Below are 19,662 nucleotides of genomic sequence, written 5' to 3' on the forward strand. Positions count from 1 at the left end.
TTACTAGTGAATCAAATAAGCGGCATTGCAGAGTTTTTTAATTGTGGAGTGAGAAAGAGAGGTAATAAATTTGCACAAAGCGCTCTCAAGCAAAGCAATTGTGTCGTAGATTTTGTTACGCAAAATGTTCTGTTTTATATATAACCAAAACCTCTCAACAGGATTGAGGTCAGGTGAGTATGGTGGTAGGTATATAATGTCGATATTTTTAGGTACTTTTAAATTTTTTGACTTATGCCAACTAGCACAATCCATGATAAGAAATGCCTCCCTTGTTCCTAAATATTGTGACATCTGCTCAAGGAATATATTCATACAATCAGTATTGACGTTTGAGCTAGAACTTTCTCCATTTCTGGGATTAACTGCACTATAGAGATAAAAATTTTGCCTACCTAGTTTTACCTTAACCTGTGTCCTAATGCCTTTTTTAAACCACCCGTGTCCAATCTTTGAATGTGTGCCAAACCGCGATTCATCGAAGAAAAATAGCTCTTTTTCAGGATACATGACAATAGTTTCATTAAGATTTTTTTTTAAATTCCTCTTGTTTACTTTTATCTTGTCCGTTATGCACTGGTCTTGGTGTGATATATGAGAATTTCATTCTTTGCATATTACGGTGTACTGTAGATTTGCTGATATTCAAACCAAACTTTTCTTGAATTCTTATTTTCATTTCTTTTATAGTAATATTGGGGTTTTCCTCTATCCACACCTCAACTTGTTCACGTTGACTTTGATTCAATATAGTTTTTCTACGGCGTTGAGGCGGAGCAAATAATTTTTCTTCTCTGCCAAATTTTAGGTCATGCAGTAAGTGCCTTTCTTGAAATGCAGCATATCTTTGCTACGGCTGTTATACTGTGCTTTTTTGCTGCAATTACAGCATTTAGTTTTTTTGCAACATATGCGTTATTTCTTACTTTCTTCAGCATTTCTTTTGCTGATTCCACCACTTTTTCATCCAATAATTTTGATCTTAATGCCATTTAAACCTCGCTACTTTACTTACTTCAGTATGGCTTTTTTTCTATTATTGTCTATCCGTTACTTGTGTAGCGGGAATTGGTATTAGAACTATTGTTGCTTTTGAAATAACCAAATATGTTGTACATTTTGAGCTACCGCTGATTATTAATATACATATATTATGCATTAATAAATTAAAGTTGTCAAGAATTTTACTACTTGCACTCTGTAAAGTTTTTGTTGTGTACTTTGAACTTTGAGAAAAATGGACGCCTAAATTTGACAATTGTGAAAATATTAGTTAAAATTATTGTATGTTAAGTATAGTAAATAGGAGAAAATATGCCTACTAATTCTGATGAGCAAAGAAAACTTTCACTTGAAGAACGGATAGTTATTACGTCTTTAACATCTGTGGAAAATTTAAGAATCCGTAATGTTGAATCAGTTAAAAAAACGACTGACATAATAAGTTATTATGTTGAACAAATAAAGGAGCCCTTTGAGGAATTTATTAAGCAAATCAATGAGATACATACTTCATTTATGTGGGAACTTGATCGTCTTGATCATGATACTTTGAGAGAACACTTTAATGAAGGAGTAACAATAGATGCACTAAAAGAACATGTGCAATCTGTTGGACAATACTTAGAATGCACTTCAAAGATTTTATATAAATTTGGTAAGTTAAATGATGAAGAAAAACAACAAGGTAGTGATTTAGTAGCAGAAAAACTTAAAATAATAGAAGAGATTTCAAATCCTAAAAGCAAGCCAAACGCTTGTAGAACTTGTTGTGCTTTAAGTGGTGGTGCAATTATTGGAGCAGCTATAGCATACCTTGCAGGAGCTGCCACTTTAGCTCCTGCTATTGTTGCTGTTGCAGTATTTATTGCAGCCACTGTTGTTGGTGCACTGGTGGGTTATGGTATTGGAAAATCTTGTGAAAAGGTCAGTGAAGAAAGGCAAAAGGATCGCCATATGAGCATAGGTACTGTGATTAAGAATGTCCTTACTCCTGAGTGTTTAAAATCACAATCGCAAGTTCATCCATAAGGTAGGCATTTAGTATTGACTTTACAACAATAGTCACTTTAAATTAGTAACTATTGTTGCAGTTAAAGTATCAATGCCTTTTTTCTTTTATTTTTTTGCAATTCTAAGCATTTTATCTGCTGTATGCGTGATTAGCGTAAGAAATCCTGTGCATGCAGTATTATTTTTAATTTTCACCTTCGTTAACTCTGCAGTGCTTTTCATTCTTCTTGGAGCTGAATTCATTGCTATGATGGTACTGATAGTATACATCGGTGCAGTTGCAGTGTTATTCCTCTTTGTAGTTATGATGCTCGATATTGACTACATAAGGTTGCGCCAGGGTTTTGCAAAGCATTTCACTCTTGGTGCTATATTATGTGTTGTGTTTTTTCTAATCATCAGCTTTGTAATCCGCAGCTCAGCACCGAATATAAGCAATGTTATAAACTATAATACTAATAACGTGAAAGCTATTGGTAATTTGCTATATACTGACTATATGTATGCTTTTCATCTTTCTGGAATTTTGCTGCTTGTTGCAATTGTCGGTGCAATTGCTCTTACTTTGCAGGATAAGAAAAAAGGAGTTAAAAAACAGAATGTGTTAAAGCAATTGACGCAATCTTCATCTGTAAAATTGATTAAGGCTAAATTTGGAAAAGGAGTAGAATGGAAATAGGATTAAATCATTTTCTGATAGTTGCTGCTGTTTTGTTCACTATTGGAGTGTGCGGTATTTTCATCAACCGTAAGAGCATAATCAATATATTGTTATCAATAGAAATATTATTGCTGGCAATTAATATCAACTTAGTTGCTTTTTCTGCCTTTATGAATGATATAGTTGGGCAAATTTTTGTGATGTTTGTGTTGACTGTTGCGGCAGCAGAGTCAGGAGTTGGGCTTGCAATATTGGTTGTATATTATAGAAGCCGTGGCAATATAGACGTTGAACAAGCGAACTTAATGAAAGAATAAAAGTATGACGTATATACTGAAATTAATAGTATTTTTGCCACTTTTTGGTTCGCTATTTGCAGCACTTTTTAGAAAAAGTCAGTTAGTTACAACGGCAGGGATTGGAATATCTGCAGTTTTATCTTGGTATGTTTTTCTCACCTTCTCTGAAAATTATCACTTGAGTTTATTTCCTTTGTTTTCATTGAGCATCTTAAAAGTAAATTGGGCAATTAGTGTGGATGCTCTCTCATCCTTAATGCTTATTGTTATTACCACCGTTTCACTGGTAGTACATCTCTACTCTATCGGTTATATGGAGCATGATAAGGGGAAGTCGAGGTTTTTTTCTTACCTATCGCTATTTACGTTTTGCATGATTGTGCTGGTTGTAAGCGATAATTTCGTGCAGCTTTTTTTTGGCTGGGAAGGGGTTGGCCTATGTTCTTATTTACTCATAGGATTTTGGTTCCAAAAATATTCTGCAAATAATGCAGCAATTAAAGCATTTGTTGTGAATAGGGTAGGAGACTTTGCACTATTGATTGGAATCTTTCTTATTTATTATACATTTCACTCTTTGAATTTTACTGAAGTTTTCGACACAACTGATCTTCTTGGCACGCAGAACATTAGGGCATTCTGCTGTGAATTCAAAGTAACTCATATAATATGCATATTACTTTTTATTGGCTGTATGGGTAAATCTGCACAGCTTGGTTTACATGTTTGGTTGCCAGATGCAATGGAAGGGCCAACTCCTGTTTCTGCACTTATTCACGCAGCAACGATGGTAACAGCAGGTATATTTTTAGTAGCAAAGTGTTCTCCATTCTTTGAGTTATCAAATGTGGCACGAGAATTAATAGTTATCGTTGGAGCACTCACTGCTTTTTTTGCAGCCACCGTTGCAATTACTCAGAACGATATAAAGAAAATAATTGCTTATTCAACCTGCAGTCAACTTGGTTATATGTTCATGGCATGTGGGCTTTCTGCTTACAATGTTGCTATTTTTCATTTAATGACACACGCTTTTTTTAAAGCTCTACTATTTCTTGGTGCTGGCAATGTGATTCATGCAATGCATCATGAGCAAAACATTCAGAAAATGGGAAATTGCTGGAAGAAAATCCCTTGCACTTACGCTCTCATGTGGATTGGATCTCTTGCGCTTTCTGGGATATTCCCATTTGCAGGTTTTTATTCAAAGGATTTGATAATTGAACATGCTTATAGCACGGATAGCTTTGCTTTTGTAATAAGCTTAGTTGTTGCATTCTTCACAGCGTTTTACTCTTGGAGGTTATTGCTTCTTGTGTTCCACAGCCAAAAACAAAGTAAAATTAATATACATGAGGCACCAAAGATTATGCTTATACCATTACTGATACTCGCTTTTGGATCAGTATTTTCTGGAATATGGGGAGCAAATATTTTGAACATAACTAGTAATGCGTTTTGGAAATCAAGTTTAGTGATGATTGATGAGCATGGAGTTCATAATTTCTTTATAAAACTACTGCCAACCTTAGCAAGCCTAAGTGGAATAGCACTTGCGTACCTAATTTACCAATATCAAGTAATTAGGCAAATTAAGAGTAAATTTTTACTTAAGTTTTTGCAGAATAAATGGTACTTTGATGAGGTGTATGAGTTTGTTATAATTGCACCGATAAGGTTTATATCTAGGCTTCTATGGAAGTTTGATGTTAAGGCTATTGATTCATTTGGACCAAATGGTGTTGTAAGGTTGGTTAATGAATGTTCAAAAAGTTCTATAAAGTTACAAACTGGTTATATATTTGATTATGCATTTATTATGTTTGTTACTCTAATAATCGGTGCTTTATATATTATTGGAATTAAATAGAAGGTGTTGTTACTTAGTATATTCTTGCTTCCACTGATAGGAGCGTTGATTTTATCCTTAATCAGGATTAATCATCAATCTATACACCTAAGATTCCTTGCTCTATTTTTTGCTGTACTTCCATTTTTGCTTAGCATTGTAGTTTGTATAGAATTTGATTATAACAATGCGGACTTTCAGTTTGTCAGCTACCCAATTAGAAATGTTGGAATAGGGATAGATGGTATATCGTTGCTTTTCCTTCTGCTTACAACTTTCTTGTTTGTAATTTGTATACTCTACAACTGCAAAATGAGTTATACGACCCTAAAAGCCTATATGGCATTGTTTCTACTGCTTGAGAGTTTTGTAGTCGGTTTTTTCGTTTCACTGAATGCTATAAGCTTTTATGTGTTTTTTGAAGCTGTTTTAATACCAATGTTCTTTATTATTGGCATCTGGGGAGGAAAACACAGGGTATATGCAACGTTTAAGTTGTTTCTTTATACATTAACTGGCTCATTATTATTTCTACTTGGATTGGTTTACATCTATAACATTTTTGGAACGTTTAATATACAAAAATTAGCTACATTAGTGCCAAGCCTTGATCTTGAAGTGCAGTCATTGCTGTGGATTGCATTTTTTATTTCTTTTGCAATAAAAGTACCGATGTTTCCATTTCACACTTGGCTTCCTGATGCGCATGTACAATCACCAACTTCTGGATCTGTGATTTTAGCTGGCTTGCTTATTAAAATGGGAGGATATGGATTTTTAAGGTTTTCTATTCCAATGCTTCCTCAGGCAAGTTTATATTTTTCAAATTTCGTTGTTGTGCTGAGCATTATTGCGGTGATATATGCTTCGCTAGTTGCGTTTGCTCAAGATGATATAAAGAAGTTAATAGCTTATTCTTCAATAGCACATATGGGGATCGTTACTGCTGGCCTCTTTTCATTTTGTGAGGAAGGAGTACTGGGTAGCATATTTCAAATGATTAGTCATGGCCTTATTTCTGCTGCTTTATTTTTGTGTGTTGGAATGCTATATACTCGAACTGGAACTTTGGAGATTGCAAAATATTTTGGCATAGTAAACACAATGCCAAAATTTGGTTTTATGTTCATTTTATTTTCAATGGCTTCAATAGGGCTACCTGGAACATCTGGATTCATAGGTGAGTTTTTGGCTATGGTTGGAATGTTTAAGAGCATAGGGTTTTTTACAGGATTTATCGCACTTGGCACTATTTTAAGCGCAGTTTATATGCTGAATTTATGTAAGCAAATAATATGGGGGGTTAGCTATTCTAAATTATTAAATAACCGCTTGGATAGCATAGAATTTTCTGTCTTAATTCTGCTTGCAGTGTTTGTTATTTTGCTTGGATTCTACCCAACCCTTGCACTGAATTATTTGAAGCCATGTATGGCAAATTTGTTAGTCAAATATAATGCGCTATGAATTATATACAGATATTGCCGGAAACGTTCTCTATTATCTCCTCGTTAGTGTTGCTACTGCTTGGAATTATATTTAACCGCCGAACTATCAACTTATTAGCACTTGGCTGCACAGTGGTAACTTTGATTATTTTAATTATTTCGGCAGAAAACAATGAAATTTTTCTCTTTAATTCGTTGTTAAAACTCAATTTATACATCAGGTCAGCCCAAGGGTTAATTCTCAGCACAGGAATTTTAATACTTTTGATGCTGAATTTATCAAAATATGACTATAAATATGAATTTTCAATACTGATTCTTTTTGCGCTATTTGGCATGATAACTTTGGTTTCAGCAAATAGTCTGATTTCTTTTTATTTAGCTTTTGAGTTGATGAGTATATCTTTGTATGTTCTTGCGAGCTTTAATAAAGATTCAGCTTATGCATGTGAAGCAGGAGTGAAATATTTTACACTTAGTGCACTATCTTCCTGCATTATGCTATATGGAATGTCGCTGCTTTATGGATATACAGGACAAGTCAATTTCTCTGAGCTCGGTTCATTCTTGCAAAGCCATCAGATAACTTATGGAATAGTTTTTGGGTTAGTTTTTATCCTTATTGGTTTGTGTTTCAAGCTTGCTATTGCTCCTTTTCATATGTGGGCTCCAGATGTCTATCAAGGTGCACCTACCATAGTAACTGCGTTTTTTTCTACAGCTCCAAAAGCTGCACTTGTAACATTTTTAATTCGATTGATGAATGAAGAGTTAGTAAATGTAAAAAGTTATGTTCAGCCTATTTTCTTATACGTTTCAGCATTGTCTGTGCTTATCTCAGCTTTTGGGGCCTTACGTCAGCAAAACTTAAAAAGGCTGCTTGCTTACAGTTCAATTGGTCACATTGGTTTTATATTTGCTTCACTTTCTATTTTTACACAAGCAGGAACAGATAGTGCCTTAATGTATCTGGTGATATATATCATCACAAGCATAGGGCTATTCTCATATCTTGTACAAATTGACGATGACGATTGTGATATTGCAAATTTATCTGGTATAGGGAAGAAACGCCCAATTGTAGCATTTCATCTTTCTGTACTGTTACTCTCGATGTCGGGAATACCTCCACTTGCAGGTTTTATCGCTAAATTTTTTATATTCAAAAGTTTAATAAATTCTGGCTTTATCAGCCTGTCTTTGACCCTTGTGGTGGCGAGTGTTGTATCGTGTTACTATTATCTAAATATTATAAAAGCTATGTATTTCGATAAAGCTAGTGGTAATAAGGTTGCTTATTCTAAGGGCCTATTCATTATCACTTCGGTGGCTTCGCTGATCAACCTCGTTCTTTTCTTGTACGTTTTACTCACTCATTGAACTAAAGGGCTGACAAGGTGACCCCTGAGGGTTTTCATATTCATCATTACAAAAAAGTTTCAAGCACTAATAAAGAAGCGTTGGATTTAATTGATAAAGGAATATCAAATGAAACTATTATTGTTGCTGATAAACAAACAGAAGGCAGGGGGCGCACCGGAAAAAACTGGATTTCTCCAGAGGGTAATTTTTATGCAAGTTTGGTAATAAACCTCTTTAACGATTATCTGAATGAAAGCCAGCTTTCGGTGTCATTCCAGCGCGTGACGCTGGAATCTAGAAATCAAGAAGAATGGTCAAGCACACAACTGTACAAACGTTGTGGTATTCCCACCAAGGATGATGTCATCCGAGTAGCCTGGCACTGGGATCCAGAAAACTTAATTACAAATGGGCACATCAGGCAACTGTGTAATAAGAACTGGATTCCAGTGTCACGCACTGGAATGACACCACATACCACCTGCAAATTGCAATGTTCGCATAGTTATGTGTCAAGCACTGGGGAAAATACTGGGATGATAGAAAGAGGTTTAATGAATCAAGTTAGCAAATTAACAGAATTGACTTTTGTTACTGCTCTTGCTGTTGGAAATGCTATACTGTCATTTATAAATGGTCTAAATCTCCAGTATAAATGGCCAAATGACATTCTAATCGATGGCAAGAAAATAAGTGGAATATTGCTTGAAAAAAGATCCAATTCGAATTGGCTCATTATAGGAATTGGAATTAATGTCAGTCATGCACCACTTCCAGGAACAACGTGCATTAGCAATTACGGTGAGTCTGTGTCTAACATAGATCTGTTAAAGAAATTAATAATAAATTTTAATAAGCTAAGAAAGCAATGGCTACTTGATGGGTTTTATGCTATAAGAGAAATGTGGTTAAAAAAAGCATTCAAAATGAATGAGCAAATCAGTGTAAAGTTAGCTGACAAATTGTATGAAGGAATTTTTGCTGATATAGATAAAAGTGGTAAATTGGTGTTGCAGCAAAAGGATGGAAGCTTAATTTATTTTGATGCAGGTGAGTTATTTATTGATAATGCATTATGAATACATATGTAATTTTTGCTTACCTTATTAGTTTCACGCTGATTGCTGGAGAGCTAATTTTTACCATTTCTTGTTATACTAAAAGTAAAAAAATTCTAGAAAGCCTGAAAGATAATCATGAAGAAGAAACATAAGCGATTACTTATAACTTCAGGAATTTTCTGCTTTTTAAGTTGTGCAGTTTTTTTTATTTTAACAACGCTCAAAGAAAATATCTCATTTTTCTATACAGTAAGTGAGGCAATAGTTTTACCAAATGGTCAAAAACTAATCCGTGTTGGTGGAATGGTTGTTGAAAATAGCGTGATACGCAACGAAAGTGAAGTGATTTTTCAAATGACAGATTTTAATAAGAGCGTTATGGTGAAATATCAGGGAATACTTCCACCAATGTTTTCAGAAAAAAGTGGTGTTGTTGTGCAAGGTAAAATGTTTGATAATAGTACTTTTCTTGCAGATACAGTGTTTGCAAAACATGATGAGAACTATATGCCGAAAGTTTTAAAATAGATTCCTTAACCTGGCTGTATTGAAACGGTATGTAGAGAGAGTCACAGCCTAGAGACTATTACTCTTTCCAGTTTAACCCCAATCTGGTTCATTAATGGTATTGTTTTCTAATTCCTCTACTTTTGTCTGTAAGTTATTCAGGCTCTGTACTAAACCACTATTTTCATTACCAACCTTTGTAATTAGCTCGTCAAGCTTACTCCTTTCTTCTGTTAGCATGTCATTTAATTGACTGATGGAGTTGCTATTGTTATGCAATACATCATCCAATTCAGGAACGAATTTCGTGTTCAGCTCTGCGATTAATTTATCTAAAGCTTTGTGGACATAACCAAGCTGCGCTGGATTTCGCGCAACTGTTTCATCATAACCTTTAGGTTTGGTGTTAACTTCTATTTTGCTTATTACTTTAAGTTCGTTTTTGCTTTCTTGTTTACTATTATTCATGCTAACTCCTATAAAAAATTATAATTTTAAAATCAATTCAGCTACATTGAAGTGGTATGTGGAAAGAGTAACAGCTAGCAAGCTATTACCTTTTTTATTAAAGCAACCCGTTCTCTTCGCCAGTAGCATGAGGGAATATGGAAGCTTCTGCAATGCCTGGCTGATCATCACGAAATTCCTGAAGCTCATCTCGAAGAGTTTGAAGTTGACTTTTTATTTCAGTTGTATTGTTCCCTATATTTGATATAGTTGTTGACAGTGGCTCCACTATGCCAGTTGTAATGTTACTGCTTAAACTTGTGTTATACTCATTAATACTGTCTATCAAGCCATCATAAACCTTTTTAAGGTATGTTATAGCTGCGGCTGTTTGCTTCATTTCCGCTATAGGTATTTTTTCCAGTGGCTGATTTATATCAAAATCTAACTCCTTAGCACCTTTTTCTTTATTCTGAATTTTTACTGAATCTATACTTGGTTTTACAAAATCTGGTTTTGTAAAAACCGGGCTCTCAAGTTTTAGTAATTTACTTTGGTCTGAAGGCTCGTCACCAAAATATAATTCTACATTGTTTTTACTCATAATAAGTTACCTCCTATAAAAAAATTGATTTTCATAAATTGCTACCATACAAGTAGCATTGAATCGTTATTGTTTTCTACTATTGTAAAATCTGGAGCTTCTGCAATGCCTGGCATATCTTCCTTGATTTGCTTGAGCATCTCAATCATTTCCTTGTTCTGTTTACTCTGCTCGTCAGGTTTCCCTTTTAATGCATCAATAATAGCTTTAGACTGATCTTGATTGCTGAGATCACCGATCACAGCTGTCACTTTCTCATAAGGCAGTTTGTGAATGATGTCTTTAAGCTCTTCTGCGCCTACGTTATCCAAAAGTTCTTTAAACTGCTCATTAGACATATTGCGAGCAAAAGCTTGAAGTTTGTCTGGGTTGTCAACTAAAGACTTAATGATAATCTGAATCTTATTAGAATCAGTTAAATCCTGAGCAATTGCTTCGAGTTTCTCAGGATCAAGCTTATTAACTAAGTCTTTCAGTTGTTCTTCTTGCAGACTATTTACTAAAGCTTTCAACTGATCACCTTCTAATTCTTTGGAGAGTATTGTCAAGTGGTGCTCAGCCAAGTCTTTTGCAAGCACTGTAAATTGCTCGTCATTTAAAGTTTTAATAAGTGCTTTGAACTGATCCACTTTTAAGTGAGGTAAAATTTCTTTTACTTGCTCTGGATTTAAGTCTCTAACTAGAGCTTCAAGCTGAGCATCATTTAAAATAGGAACAATTATTTGTAACTTTTCTGGATTTAGTTCCTGAGCAAGAGTTTGTAATTGGTGATTGGTTAGATGATCCACTAAAGCTTGGAGTTGTTCATCTGTTAAGTTCTTTGCTAAGGTCTGTAGTTGGCTTGAGCTCAGTTCAGGAATTATTTTTTGCAGTTGCTCGTTACTAAGAGTATTGGTAAGAGTTTTTAGTTGGTCGTCTGTTAGGCCCTGAATAAAAACTTTAGTAAACGCGTTTGATAGCAACAGTAGCACATCTCTTATATGTCTCTCACCGTAGTATAACATAATGTCTTGTAATACCTTATTGTCAGGTGAATCGATTATATTTCCTGCCTCGTCTGAAAAATAATATTTATTGTTGCCAGTATCTGAATCTTCCCATGTTACATATTTGTATTCCAATTTTTTTGATTTAATAGAACTGCTACACATAGTTTTGAAAGGCTGCACAAGCTCTCTTGTATATGATAACTTAGCCAACTCATTACCGTAATATACAAATGTATGGTTACTTTTTACATAATCTAAGTTAGAATCACTTTTATAATCTTTGGCTACCAGATTTCCTTCATTTTCTTCCTCCAGACATATGTAACTGTCTAGGCAAGAACTGCTGCAAAGTTTTATAGGCAATAAGCCTAGTACTACATCGTTTTTATCATCCAGCGATACAAGCTCAACTTTTTTAATAGGCATTGTAGGATCATTACCTTCAGGCCACTTTATCCTTGTAGTCGGGGTTTTTCTAAACACCTCTTTTCCAGGTATCATCTTAAAAACATGCTTTTTTCCACTCATGAGTATTACCTAATAAATTTAATTATAGCTATTCTAACATTTATTGATTAATTTATTGTTAAGTTAGTATATATTAGAATTATAATAACAAACATTACTTGTGTAGAGAGAAGTGACGAAAAGAAATAGGGATTTTTAGGAAACTAGTATAAAACACTCATAGATTAAAATAAGCTGTTTTGACAGGTTTTGTGGCGGCTAGAGCTGTATAGACTGGTGGAGGCAAGCGGGATCGAACCGCTGACCTTCTGCGTGCAAAACAGATGCTCTACCAGCTGAGCTATACCCCCAGGTAATTCTTGCTTAAAGCATAAATCACTCAGGCTGAAATGCAAGAAATATTTATCTATTAGGCTATTGCTAAATAGTGTACAAATTCTGCAGGGTGTACACACTTCTCTATTTTTTTGTCTCCTTAGCGTTATACGTCACACCATCCAAATAAATCTGTGAACTGAAAATTAACAAGAAGTTTTCCTTTAAAAATTTTTTAACTAAATTATCACTAACGCAGTATATTATATAATTCATTTAACCACACATGAAAATTTTAGTTTGATTAAAACGGATAAAAACTGTATTGATGTTTAGTATAGCTGAAAAATGAAATGATCCCGTAGCTCAGCCGGTAGAGCAACTGACTTTTAATCAGTGGGTCACGCGTTCGAATCGCGTCGGGATCACTCACAAATTTTGAAAAACATGCTAAAAGAACAAGACAAAATATTCACCAACCTAAATGGTAAAGGAACTCCACTACTTGAGGGTGCAAAAAAACGTGGTAGCTGGCAAAAAACAAAGGAATTACTGGATTTAGGATCAGAAAAGATCATTGATGAAGTAAAGAAATCTGGTTTGAGAGGTCGAGGGGGTGCAGGATTTTCCACCGGCCTTAAGTGGAGCTTTATGCCCAAAAATCTCCCAAAAGCATATTTAGTAGTCAATGCAGATGAGTCAGAACCTGGTACATGTAAAGATAGAGATATATTGCGATATGAGCCACATAAGTTACTTGAGGGAATTCTCCTGGCCGGCAAAGCGATCAGCGCATCAGTTGCATATATTTATATCAGGGGTGAATTTTATAATGAATATTTAGTTCTAAAAAAAGCACTTGAGGAAGCCTATAAAGAAGGTTTAATTGGAAAAAATGCCTGCAAATCAGGTTATGATCTTGATGTGTTTATCCATAGGGGCGCAGGAGCTTACATATGTGGGGAAGAAACAGCTCAACTCGAATCAATTGAAGGAAAAAAGGGCTTTCCTCGCATGAAGCCTCCATTTCCCGCAGGTGTTGGACTTTTTGGCTGCCCAACCACAATAAACAACGTTGAAACTATAGCCATGGTTCCAGATATTCTGAATCGCGGAGGAGAATGGTTTGCATCTCTTGGTAAACCAAATAATACTGGTACCAAGGTCTTTTGTATTTCAGGGCACGTAAACAACCCGTGTAATGTTGAAGAAGAGCTCGGAATTCCATTACGTGAATTAATTGAAAAATACGCAGGTGGAGTGCGAGGAGGTTGGGATAATTTACTTGCTGTAATACCTGGTGGGTCTTCAGTGCCATTAATTCCAAAATCTATATGTGATACTATTGAAATGGATTTTGATTCATTAAGAACTGCACAATCAGGGCTTGGTACTGCTGCTGTAATAGTGATGAATAAATCAACTGATATAATAGCTGCAATAGAGAGGTTATCACACTTTTATATGCATGAGTCCTGTGGACAATGCACACCATGCCGTGAAGGTACTGGATGGATGTGGAGGATTATGAAGAGGATGGTGGCAGGAGATATTAAGCCTGATGAAATAGATAAGCTGCTTGACCTTACAACTCAAATAGAAGGACATACAATTTGCGCACTTGGCGATGCTGCAGCTTGGCCGATTCAAGGATTAATAAGACATTTTCGCCATGTTATCAAAGAGAGAGCGATAATTTAACTTTACTTATACTTCTTAAGCCGTTTTGCTACTTAGCAACCAGAGCTAAAAAATATTGATTCCCTTCTCTTTTAGGTGCCAATTCTACCTTTGCGATATCTTCAGTGTCTCGAATTAGCCGTTCTAATTTTTCCAGTCCAACTTCAGTGTTTATAAGCTCTCTCCCTCTAAATCTCATTGTGACTTTAATTTTATGTCCGTGGGCAAGTAAGTCTCTTGCTTGACGCAATTTTGTTCCGTAATCGTGATCACCAATATTGGGACCCAGTTTAATTTCTTTTATAGTTAATGTTTTTTGTTTCTTTTTTGCTTCACTTGCTTTCTTTTTTATATCATACTTTTGCTTGCTATAATCCAGAATTTTACATACTGGAGGGGTTGAATCAGGTGCAATTTCTACCAAGTCTAAACCAACACCCTGTGCAAGCTCCAAAGCTCGTTCTATTAGCACGATTCCGATCATTTCACCACTGTGATCAACTAAGCGTACCTCCTTAGCTGTGATGAATCCATTAATTCTGTTTTTATTGTTCTTTTTAACTTGCAAACTTTAACTCCCTTAATTCAAATTAATACTTTTTAACAACAATTCAATAGCCTTCTCCAAAGAAAAAGACTCCTGTCTTTCCGATCCTAAATTTCTCACTGACACAGTTTTACTTGTAACTTCATTTTTGCCTACAATCCACAATATAGGAACCTTGTTTGAACTATGCAAACGTATCTTATAACTAATTTTTTCATTGGTCAAATCAGTCTTGACTCTCACACCTTGTTCTTTTAAAATATTGCTAATTTCTGTGGCGTAACCGTCAGCTTCATTTGTAATGGTCAGAATAGCAAGTTGCGTTGGAGCAAGCCAAACTGGAAATTTTCCTGCATAATTTTCTATCAAAATTCCGATAAAACGCTCAAAAGTCCCAAGAATTGCCCTATGTAACATGACAGGGTGATGCTTGTGCCCATCTGCCCCTATATAAAAAGCTCCCAGACGTTCTGGTAAAATGAAATCAACTTGCAATGTTCCACATTGCCAGCTTCTGCCTATTGCATCTTTCAAAACAAACTCTAGCTTTGGACCATAAAATGCACCTTCACCAGGGCTCAGTTCATAACTCAAGCCCGCTTCTTTAACGGCTTCAAGCAGCGCTTTTTCAGCTCTATCCCACACTTCATCATTACCTGCTCTAATATCTGGACGGTCTGAAAATTTCACAGAAATTTCATTAAATCCAAGCTCTGAATATACTTCTTTTAAAAGGTCACAAAACTTTATAGTTTCAGAATTCACTTGTTCTTCCATACAAAAAATGTGTGCATCGTCTTGCGTAAAACCACGCACTCGCATCAGTCCGTGCAATGAGCCTGAGCTTTCATTCCTATGACACGTACCAAATTCTGCCATACGTATCGGTAAATCACGATAGCTTCTGGTGTGAGAATTAAAAATCTGCACATGACAGGGGCAATTCATGGGTTTTATTGCTAGCTTTTTGCTTTCAGATTCATCAACAATAAACATATTTTCACGAAACTTATCCCAATGTCCAGATTTTTCCCACAGCTCTTTGCTTACTAAAATAGGAGTTTTTACCTCAAAATAGCCATTATTTATTAGCTTCTTTCTGATGTAAGACTCAAGAACATTATATAAAATATATCCTTGTTCATGCCAAAAAACCTGCCCGACAGCTTCCTCTTGGATGTGAAATAAATCCATATCCTTGGCAATTTTGCGGTGATCACGTTTCTCTGCTTCTTTGAGACACTCAAGATAAGCGTTTAATTCATCCTTATTTCTCCATGCTGTGCCATATATTCGCTGCAACATTGGGCCCTTTGCATCACCTCGCCAGTATGCACCCGCTACTTTCATAAGTTTAAACGCTTTAACTCTACCGGTTGATGGTGAGTGCGGACCACGGCATAGGTCAACAAAATCACCTTGCCTATAAACAGTTAGGTTTTCACCCTCTGGTATGGATGAGATAATATCAACCTTATATTTTTCGCCTATACCACTAAAGAAATCAACTGACTGCTTGCGAGTCCAAACTTCTCGAACAAATCTGTGGTTACTTTTTACAATCTCTTTCATTTTCTTTTCTATTGCGGTAAGATCGTCCGTAGTGAAGGTACGATCTGTAGCAAAATCATAGTAAAAACCGTCCTGAATTGTTGGGCCGATAGTAATCTGAGTATTAGGAAATAGCTCTTTCACTGCCTGCGCCATTATATGAGCAGCATCATGCCTTATTATATCTAAACCCACTTCGTCACTCAGTTGTATCACCTCTATCTCTGCATCAGCTTCAATTTCACGTGAGAGATCATGCAACTCACCATTTACCTTAAAGGCAATTGCTTCTTTCAAAACATCCGGTTGTAATATATCAAAGCCAGTAACTTTACCACTGTATTCTTTTACTTTTTGTTCGGCTGAAAAAGTAATCCTAATCATTTATCGACCCTTTTGTCTAACCCTCTCTTTGTCATCCCAGTGCTTGACACTGGGATGGCTTTGTTGCATAGCAACTGAAAAAATCTGGTGGCTACTGACAAAATTCATTATAAAATAGCCATTTAACCTTGAAAGAAAAAATATGCCACAAAAAATGAGGGTCAGTAACCATAGCGAATATAACAAATTTCTAGAAAAAAGAGGAAATATTTTTCATTATATCAACGAAGCCATAGAAAAGTGGTACGAGAATGGTCCAAAAATACCAGGTGGCAACAATATTTATAGCGATAAAGTTGTAATTTTGGTGCACATAATAACTTGTTTATTTAGAATAGGCCTGAGGCAAACAGTTGGGTTTATAGCAGGATACCTTGAGCAAATTGGGAAAAATTTGCAAGTTATCAGCTATTCACAATCATCAAGAAGGTTTAAGAAACTCAATATTAAGATCAATGATTGCAGAAAATAATATGGAAGATATCGAAATTGCTATAGACAGTACAGGAATTAGTATATACAACAACACTCCTGGTCATAGCAAAGAAAATAGCGAAGATAGAAAGTATCGCAGCTATGAGCAGACAAGAAAATTGCATGTAATGTTGAATACAAACAGCAAAAAAGCCATAGCTGTAAAATACAGTAACGGCTGATCACTATGGAGCTTGTGATTTGCTAAAAGAAGTCGATTTTCAGTATGTCATAAAAGTACTATATGCAGATAGGGCATATGACAGAGAAAAGCTCTATAAGCTGTGTAATCAATATGGTATAAAAACGAAAATTCCTCCGAAAAACAACGCAGCAGAGCATCCAAAGTTAGACTATATGGCTGAGAGAAATGCTGCAATTAGACTAATAAAATCATGCAGCGAAGATGGAATGAAGAGGTGGAAAAGGCAAACAAACTACGGAAAAAGATCTTATATAGAAAGTTTTTTCTCGCGACTGAAACAAACATTCGGGTTTAGTTTTAGGAATAAATCTGAGACAAATAGAGAGAAGGAACTACTTGTTAAATGCTATTTGCTCAATAAGTTCACTGATATTGGTATGGCTAAATTTGAGATAGCTTCATAAATTTATTGTGCGTTACCTACTATCCGAAGAGCGATGCAACAAAGCCCACTGGGATCCATCTTATTTTTATAATGGAAATTAGTTTAACGTATGCTCCTAAAATCTGTTGTCCATTGCACAATTTGCAAATATTTTTATACCTGGACCCCAGTGTCAAGCACTGGGATGACACCTTTGTGTTTGAGGCAAAACAGGCTATAACATTTAACATACTGCCCTCGCAAACAAATGTTCGTACAGTTGTGTATCAGCTACTTGGATGACACCACCCCTAGTGGGCACTGCCCTTAAATCATAATGGATAACAGGGTTATAAGCTCTGAACATTAATAATAAGGTCTATTCTTTTTTAACCTGAGTGCAATTGCGTCTTCCCAAATTTCACCATTACGCAATAACTTTTCTTTATTGTACATTAGCTCCTCTCTCGTTTCAGTAGCAAATTCAAAGTTAGGACCCTCCACAATTGCATCAACTGGACATGCCTCTTGGCAAAGCCCGCAGTATATGCATTTTGTCATGTCAATATCATAGCGTGTGGTGCGACGACTACCGTCTTCTCTTTCCTCTGCTTCAATAACTATTGCTTGAGCAGGGCAGATAACTTCGCATAATTTACAAGCTATGCACCGTTCTTCACCGTTTGGATACCTACGCAACGCATGCTCACCACGAAACCTTGGACTTAAAGGGCCCTTCTCCATAGGATATCTTAACGTAACCTTTGGTTTGAACATATATTTCAATGTAATAGCAAACCCTTTGATTAACTCTGCAAAAGACCAATACCAAGCTAATTTCTTGAGCATAAAATATTTAAAACTTGTGTCAGCCATTATAAATCATATTATCAGTTTTCAAAATAAATATTTTCACCTGGGTGACTTTTACAGCTTTTCTATATAATACATTCACTAGTATGATAGTACTGCATTAATATAAACTAGCAAGATAGATAAAAATTTTGAATATTTTCAAATTAGGTATTTTGGTTTCTTAAGTGTAATATTGCTAAGTAGTTTATATAAATAATGACAAACACAAATGAAACTATTTTCGCTTTATCGACCGTATTTGGTAAGTCAGGAGTTGCAGTAATTAGAATTTCAGGCAACTATGCGCTTAAAGCTTTAAATCATTTTCATATTAAGAAAGAAATTAAACCAAGATTTGCTACTTTAGTTGATCTATATGATGATTTCAATCAATTGATAGATAATGGAATAATCATCTATTTCCCTGCTCCAAACAGTTTCACTGGCGAGAATGTTATAGAGTTACAAGTGCATGGAAGTAAGGCAGTCATAAAAATCATCTTGGAGGAATTATCAAAAATTTTCGTTATGGCCAGGCCTGGAGAATTCTCACTTAGGGCTTTTCTAAATGGTAAATTTGACTTAACTCAAATAGAAGGAATTGCAGACTTAATTGATGCTGAGACGAAAATGCAAGCTAAACAAGCGATTAAGCAGATATCAGGAGAATTGGAGAGACTATACAGCAATTGGAGGCAAAGATTAATAACGATACAATCCAAAATCGAAGCATATATAGACTTTCCAGAGGATGTTTGGACAGAAAAAAATGAATTGGAAAAAATTAATAATGAAGTGCGAGCTCTTGTGCGGTTGATACAAGAGCATTTAAATGATAATAGACGGGGTGAAAGGTTGCGTGAGGGTTTACATGTTGTAATAACTGGTAAACCAAATGTCGGTAAATCAACTCTGTTTAATTTCTTAGCCAAGCGTGATATTGCTATTGTTTCTGAATATGCAGGCACAACAAGAGATATACTTGAAGCTCATATTGACATTGGCGGATACCCAATCATTCTCTCTGATACTGCTGGAATTCGTGAGAGTTCAGATCCAATAGAATCAGAAGGTATAAGTCGAGCGAAAAAGAGGTCTTTTGAAGCTGATTTAAGAATAGAACTGTTTCCTTTTGAACAGCGTCATAATATCAATTGCAACGTTGTAAATAGCGATACTATTTATGTATTGAGCAAAGCTGACGATGTTATCAATAATCACAATATAAAAATTAATGGCATAGATTTTCTACCTATTTCTATTTTAAAGGGAATAGGTACAAACAAATTGATCTCTCTCATAAAAGAGAAGGCAGAGGAAAAATTTGGGCATGATAGAGACACTCCTGTAATCACTCGGCAAAGACATAGGAATCACATGCAGAAAGCACTGGAACATTTACAACGTTTTAATATCGATAATCCAATTGAGTTGATATCTGAAGATTTGAGGCTTGCTGCATTTGAACTTGGTGCGGTGATTGGAATTATTAATGTTGAGGAAATATTGAGTAGTGTGTTTAGCAACTTTTGCGTGGGCAAGTAAAGCTTTTATAGATTGCTTAAAATCAAATGTTGTG

17 protein-coding genes, 2 tRNA genes and 2 pseudogenes are annotated in these 19,662 nt (G+C 35.4%); 13 read left to right on the forward strand and 8 right to left on the reverse strand.

Features of this window, described 5'->3' with window-relative positions:
• Positions 1-3: 3 nt before the first annotated feature.
• Positions 4-992, reverse strand: a pseudogene (locus tag ACQH2Q_RS05400) (IS630 family transposase).
• 322 nt (positions 993-1,314) lie between these two features.
• On the opposite strand from ACQH2Q_RS05400, the gene ACQH2Q_RS05405 reads away from it, so the two are divergent.
• The 9 genes from ACQH2Q_RS05405 (at position 1,315) to ccmE (ending at position 9,221) form a co-directional block, all read left to right on the forward strand.
• Positions 1,315-2,031, forward strand: coding sequence for a hypothetical protein (locus ACQH2Q_RS05405; RefSeq protein ID WP_425383435.1), 717 nt, complete (start codon positions 1,315-1,317; stop codon positions 2,029-2,031).
• Between the two features lie 73 nt (positions 2,032-2,104).
• Positions 2,105-2,692: an NADH-quinone oxidoreductase subunit J gene (locus ACQH2Q_RS05410; protein ID WP_264339643.1), complete on the forward strand. Its 588-nt coding sequence runs from the start codon at positions 2,105-2,107 to the stop codon at positions 2,690-2,692.
• Positions 2,683-2,991, forward strand: coding sequence for an NADH-quinone oxidoreductase subunit NuoK (nuoK, locus tag ACQH2Q_RS05415; protein ID WP_006012916.1), 309 nt, complete (start codon positions 2,683-2,685; stop codon positions 2,989-2,991). Before ACQH2Q_RS05410 ends, nuoK begins: the two co-directional genes overlap by 10 nt.
• Positions 2,992-2,995: 4 nt before the next feature.
• Positions 2,996-4,843 carry an NADH-quinone oxidoreductase subunit L gene (gene nuoL / locus ACQH2Q_RS05420; protein ID WP_425383436.1) on the forward strand — a complete coding sequence of 616 codons (1,848 nt, stop codon included), beginning with the start codon at positions 2,996-2,998 and terminating at the stop codon, positions 4,841-4,843.
• A 3-nt stretch (positions 4,844-4,846) separates the two neighbouring features.
• Complete coding sequence (locus ACQH2Q_RS05425; protein ID WP_264339642.1) at positions 4,847-6,289, forward strand: complex I subunit 4 family protein; 1,443 nt, start codon at positions 4,847-4,849, stop codon at positions 6,287-6,289.
• On the forward strand, positions 6,286-7,650 hold the full coding sequence (locus ACQH2Q_RS05430; protein WP_425383437.1) for an NADH-quinone oxidoreductase subunit N: 1,365 nt from the start codon (positions 6,286-6,288) through the stop codon (positions 7,648-7,650). The genes ACQH2Q_RS05425 and ACQH2Q_RS05430 overlap by 4 nt, the downstream gene beginning before the upstream one ends.
• A 17-nt stretch (positions 7,651-7,667) precedes the next feature.
• Positions 7,668-8,711 (forward strand): biotin--[acetyl-CoA-carboxylase] ligase, encoded by a 1,044-nt coding sequence (locus ACQH2Q_RS05435; RefSeq protein ID WP_010082374.1) that lies wholly within the window; start codon positions 7,668-7,670, stop codon positions 8,709-8,711.
• Entirely contained in the window at positions 8,708-8,845 is a 138-nt protein-coding gene (locus ACQH2Q_RS05440; protein ID WP_010962957.1) for a CcmD-like small membrane protein, read from the forward strand. Before ACQH2Q_RS05435 ends, ACQH2Q_RS05440 begins: the two co-directional genes overlap by 4 nt.
• Positions 8,829-9,221 (forward strand): cytochrome c maturation protein CcmE, encoded by a 393-nt coding sequence (ccmE, locus tag ACQH2Q_RS05445; protein ID WP_010082373.1) that lies wholly within the window; start codon positions 8,829-8,831, stop codon positions 9,219-9,221. The genes ACQH2Q_RS05440 and ccmE overlap by 17 nt, the downstream gene beginning before the upstream one ends.
• Before the next feature lie 72 nt (positions 9,222-9,293).
• Here the strand turns inward: ccmE and ACQH2Q_RS05450 are convergent, their stop codons facing one another.
• The 4 genes from ACQH2Q_RS05450 to ACQH2Q_RS05465 all read right to left on the reverse strand — a co-directional run bounded on the left by ACQH2Q_RS05450 (position 9,294) and on the right by ACQH2Q_RS05465 (position 12,058).
• Positions 9,294-9,668 (reverse strand): hypothetical protein, encoded by a 375-nt coding sequence (locus tag ACQH2Q_RS05450; RefSeq protein WP_010082372.1) that lies wholly within the window; start codon positions 9,666-9,668, stop codon positions 9,294-9,296.
• Between the two features lie 97 nt (positions 9,669-9,765).
• Entirely contained in the window at positions 9,766-10,251 is a 486-nt protein-coding gene (locus ACQH2Q_RS05455; protein ID WP_010082371.1) for a hypothetical protein, read from the reverse strand.
• 41 nt (positions 10,252-10,292) lie between these two features.
• Positions 10,293-11,768: a magnesium transporter MgtE N-terminal domain-containing protein gene (locus ACQH2Q_RS05460; RefSeq protein ID WP_425383438.1), complete on the reverse strand. Its 1,476-nt coding sequence runs from the start codon at positions 11,766-11,768 to the stop codon at positions 10,293-10,295.
• 214 nt (positions 11,769-11,982) lie between these two features.
• Positions 11,983-12,058, reverse strand: a tRNA-Ala gene (locus ACQH2Q_RS05465).
• Positions 12,059-12,378: 320 nt separating this feature from the next.
• Here ACQH2Q_RS05465 and ACQH2Q_RS05470 point away from each other — a divergent pair.
• Positions 12,379-12,451 (forward strand) — tRNA-Lys (locus tag ACQH2Q_RS05470).
• Positions 12,452-12,470: 19 nt separating this feature from the next.
• Complete coding sequence (gene nuoF, locus ACQH2Q_RS05475) at positions 12,471-13,724, forward strand: NADH-quinone oxidoreductase subunit NuoF (RefSeq protein WP_010962959.1); 1,254 nt, start codon at positions 12,471-12,473, stop codon at positions 13,722-13,724.
• Between the two features lie 28 nt (positions 13,725-13,752).
• Here the strand turns inward: nuoF and infC are convergent, their stop codons facing one another.
• Together infC and thrS are read right to left on the reverse strand one after the other, a co-directional pair.
• Entirely contained in the window at positions 13,753-14,271 is a 519-nt protein-coding gene (gene infC / locus ACQH2Q_RS05480) for a translation initiation factor IF-3 (protein ID WP_151807803.1), read from the reverse strand.
• A 12-nt stretch (positions 14,272-14,283) separates the two neighbouring features.
• Complete coding sequence (thrS, locus tag ACQH2Q_RS05485; RefSeq protein ID WP_265043322.1) at positions 14,284-16,185, reverse strand: threonine--tRNA ligase; 1,902 nt, start codon at positions 16,183-16,185, stop codon at positions 14,284-14,286.
• A 142-nt stretch (positions 16,186-16,327) separates the two neighbouring features.
• Here thrS and ACQH2Q_RS05490 point away from each other — a divergent pair.
• Positions 16,328-17,268 (forward strand): annotated as a pseudogene (locus ACQH2Q_RS05490) (IS5 family transposase).
• Between the two features lie 326 nt (positions 17,269-17,594).
• Here the strand turns inward: ACQH2Q_RS05490 and nuoI are convergent.
• Entirely contained in the window at positions 17,595-18,077 is a 483-nt protein-coding gene (nuoI, locus tag ACQH2Q_RS05495) for an NADH-quinone oxidoreductase subunit NuoI (protein ID WP_041573606.1), read from the reverse strand.
• Positions 18,078-18,299: 222 nt separating this feature from the next.
• On the opposite strand from nuoI, the gene mnmE reads away from it, so the two are divergent.
• Complete coding sequence (gene mnmE, locus ACQH2Q_RS05500) at positions 18,300-19,628, forward strand: tRNA uridine-5-carboxymethylaminomethyl(34) synthesis GTPase MnmE (protein WP_264339624.1); 1,329 nt, start codon at positions 18,300-18,302, stop codon at positions 19,626-19,628.
• The last annotated feature ends 34 nt before the right edge of the window (positions 19,629-19,662 follow it).

The organism is Wolbachia endosymbiont (group A) of Melieria omissa (assembly GCF_964031125.1).
In the GTDB taxonomy this organism is placed as follows: domain Bacteria; phylum Pseudomonadota; class Alphaproteobacteria; order Rickettsiales; family Anaplasmataceae; genus Wolbachia; species Wolbachia pipientis.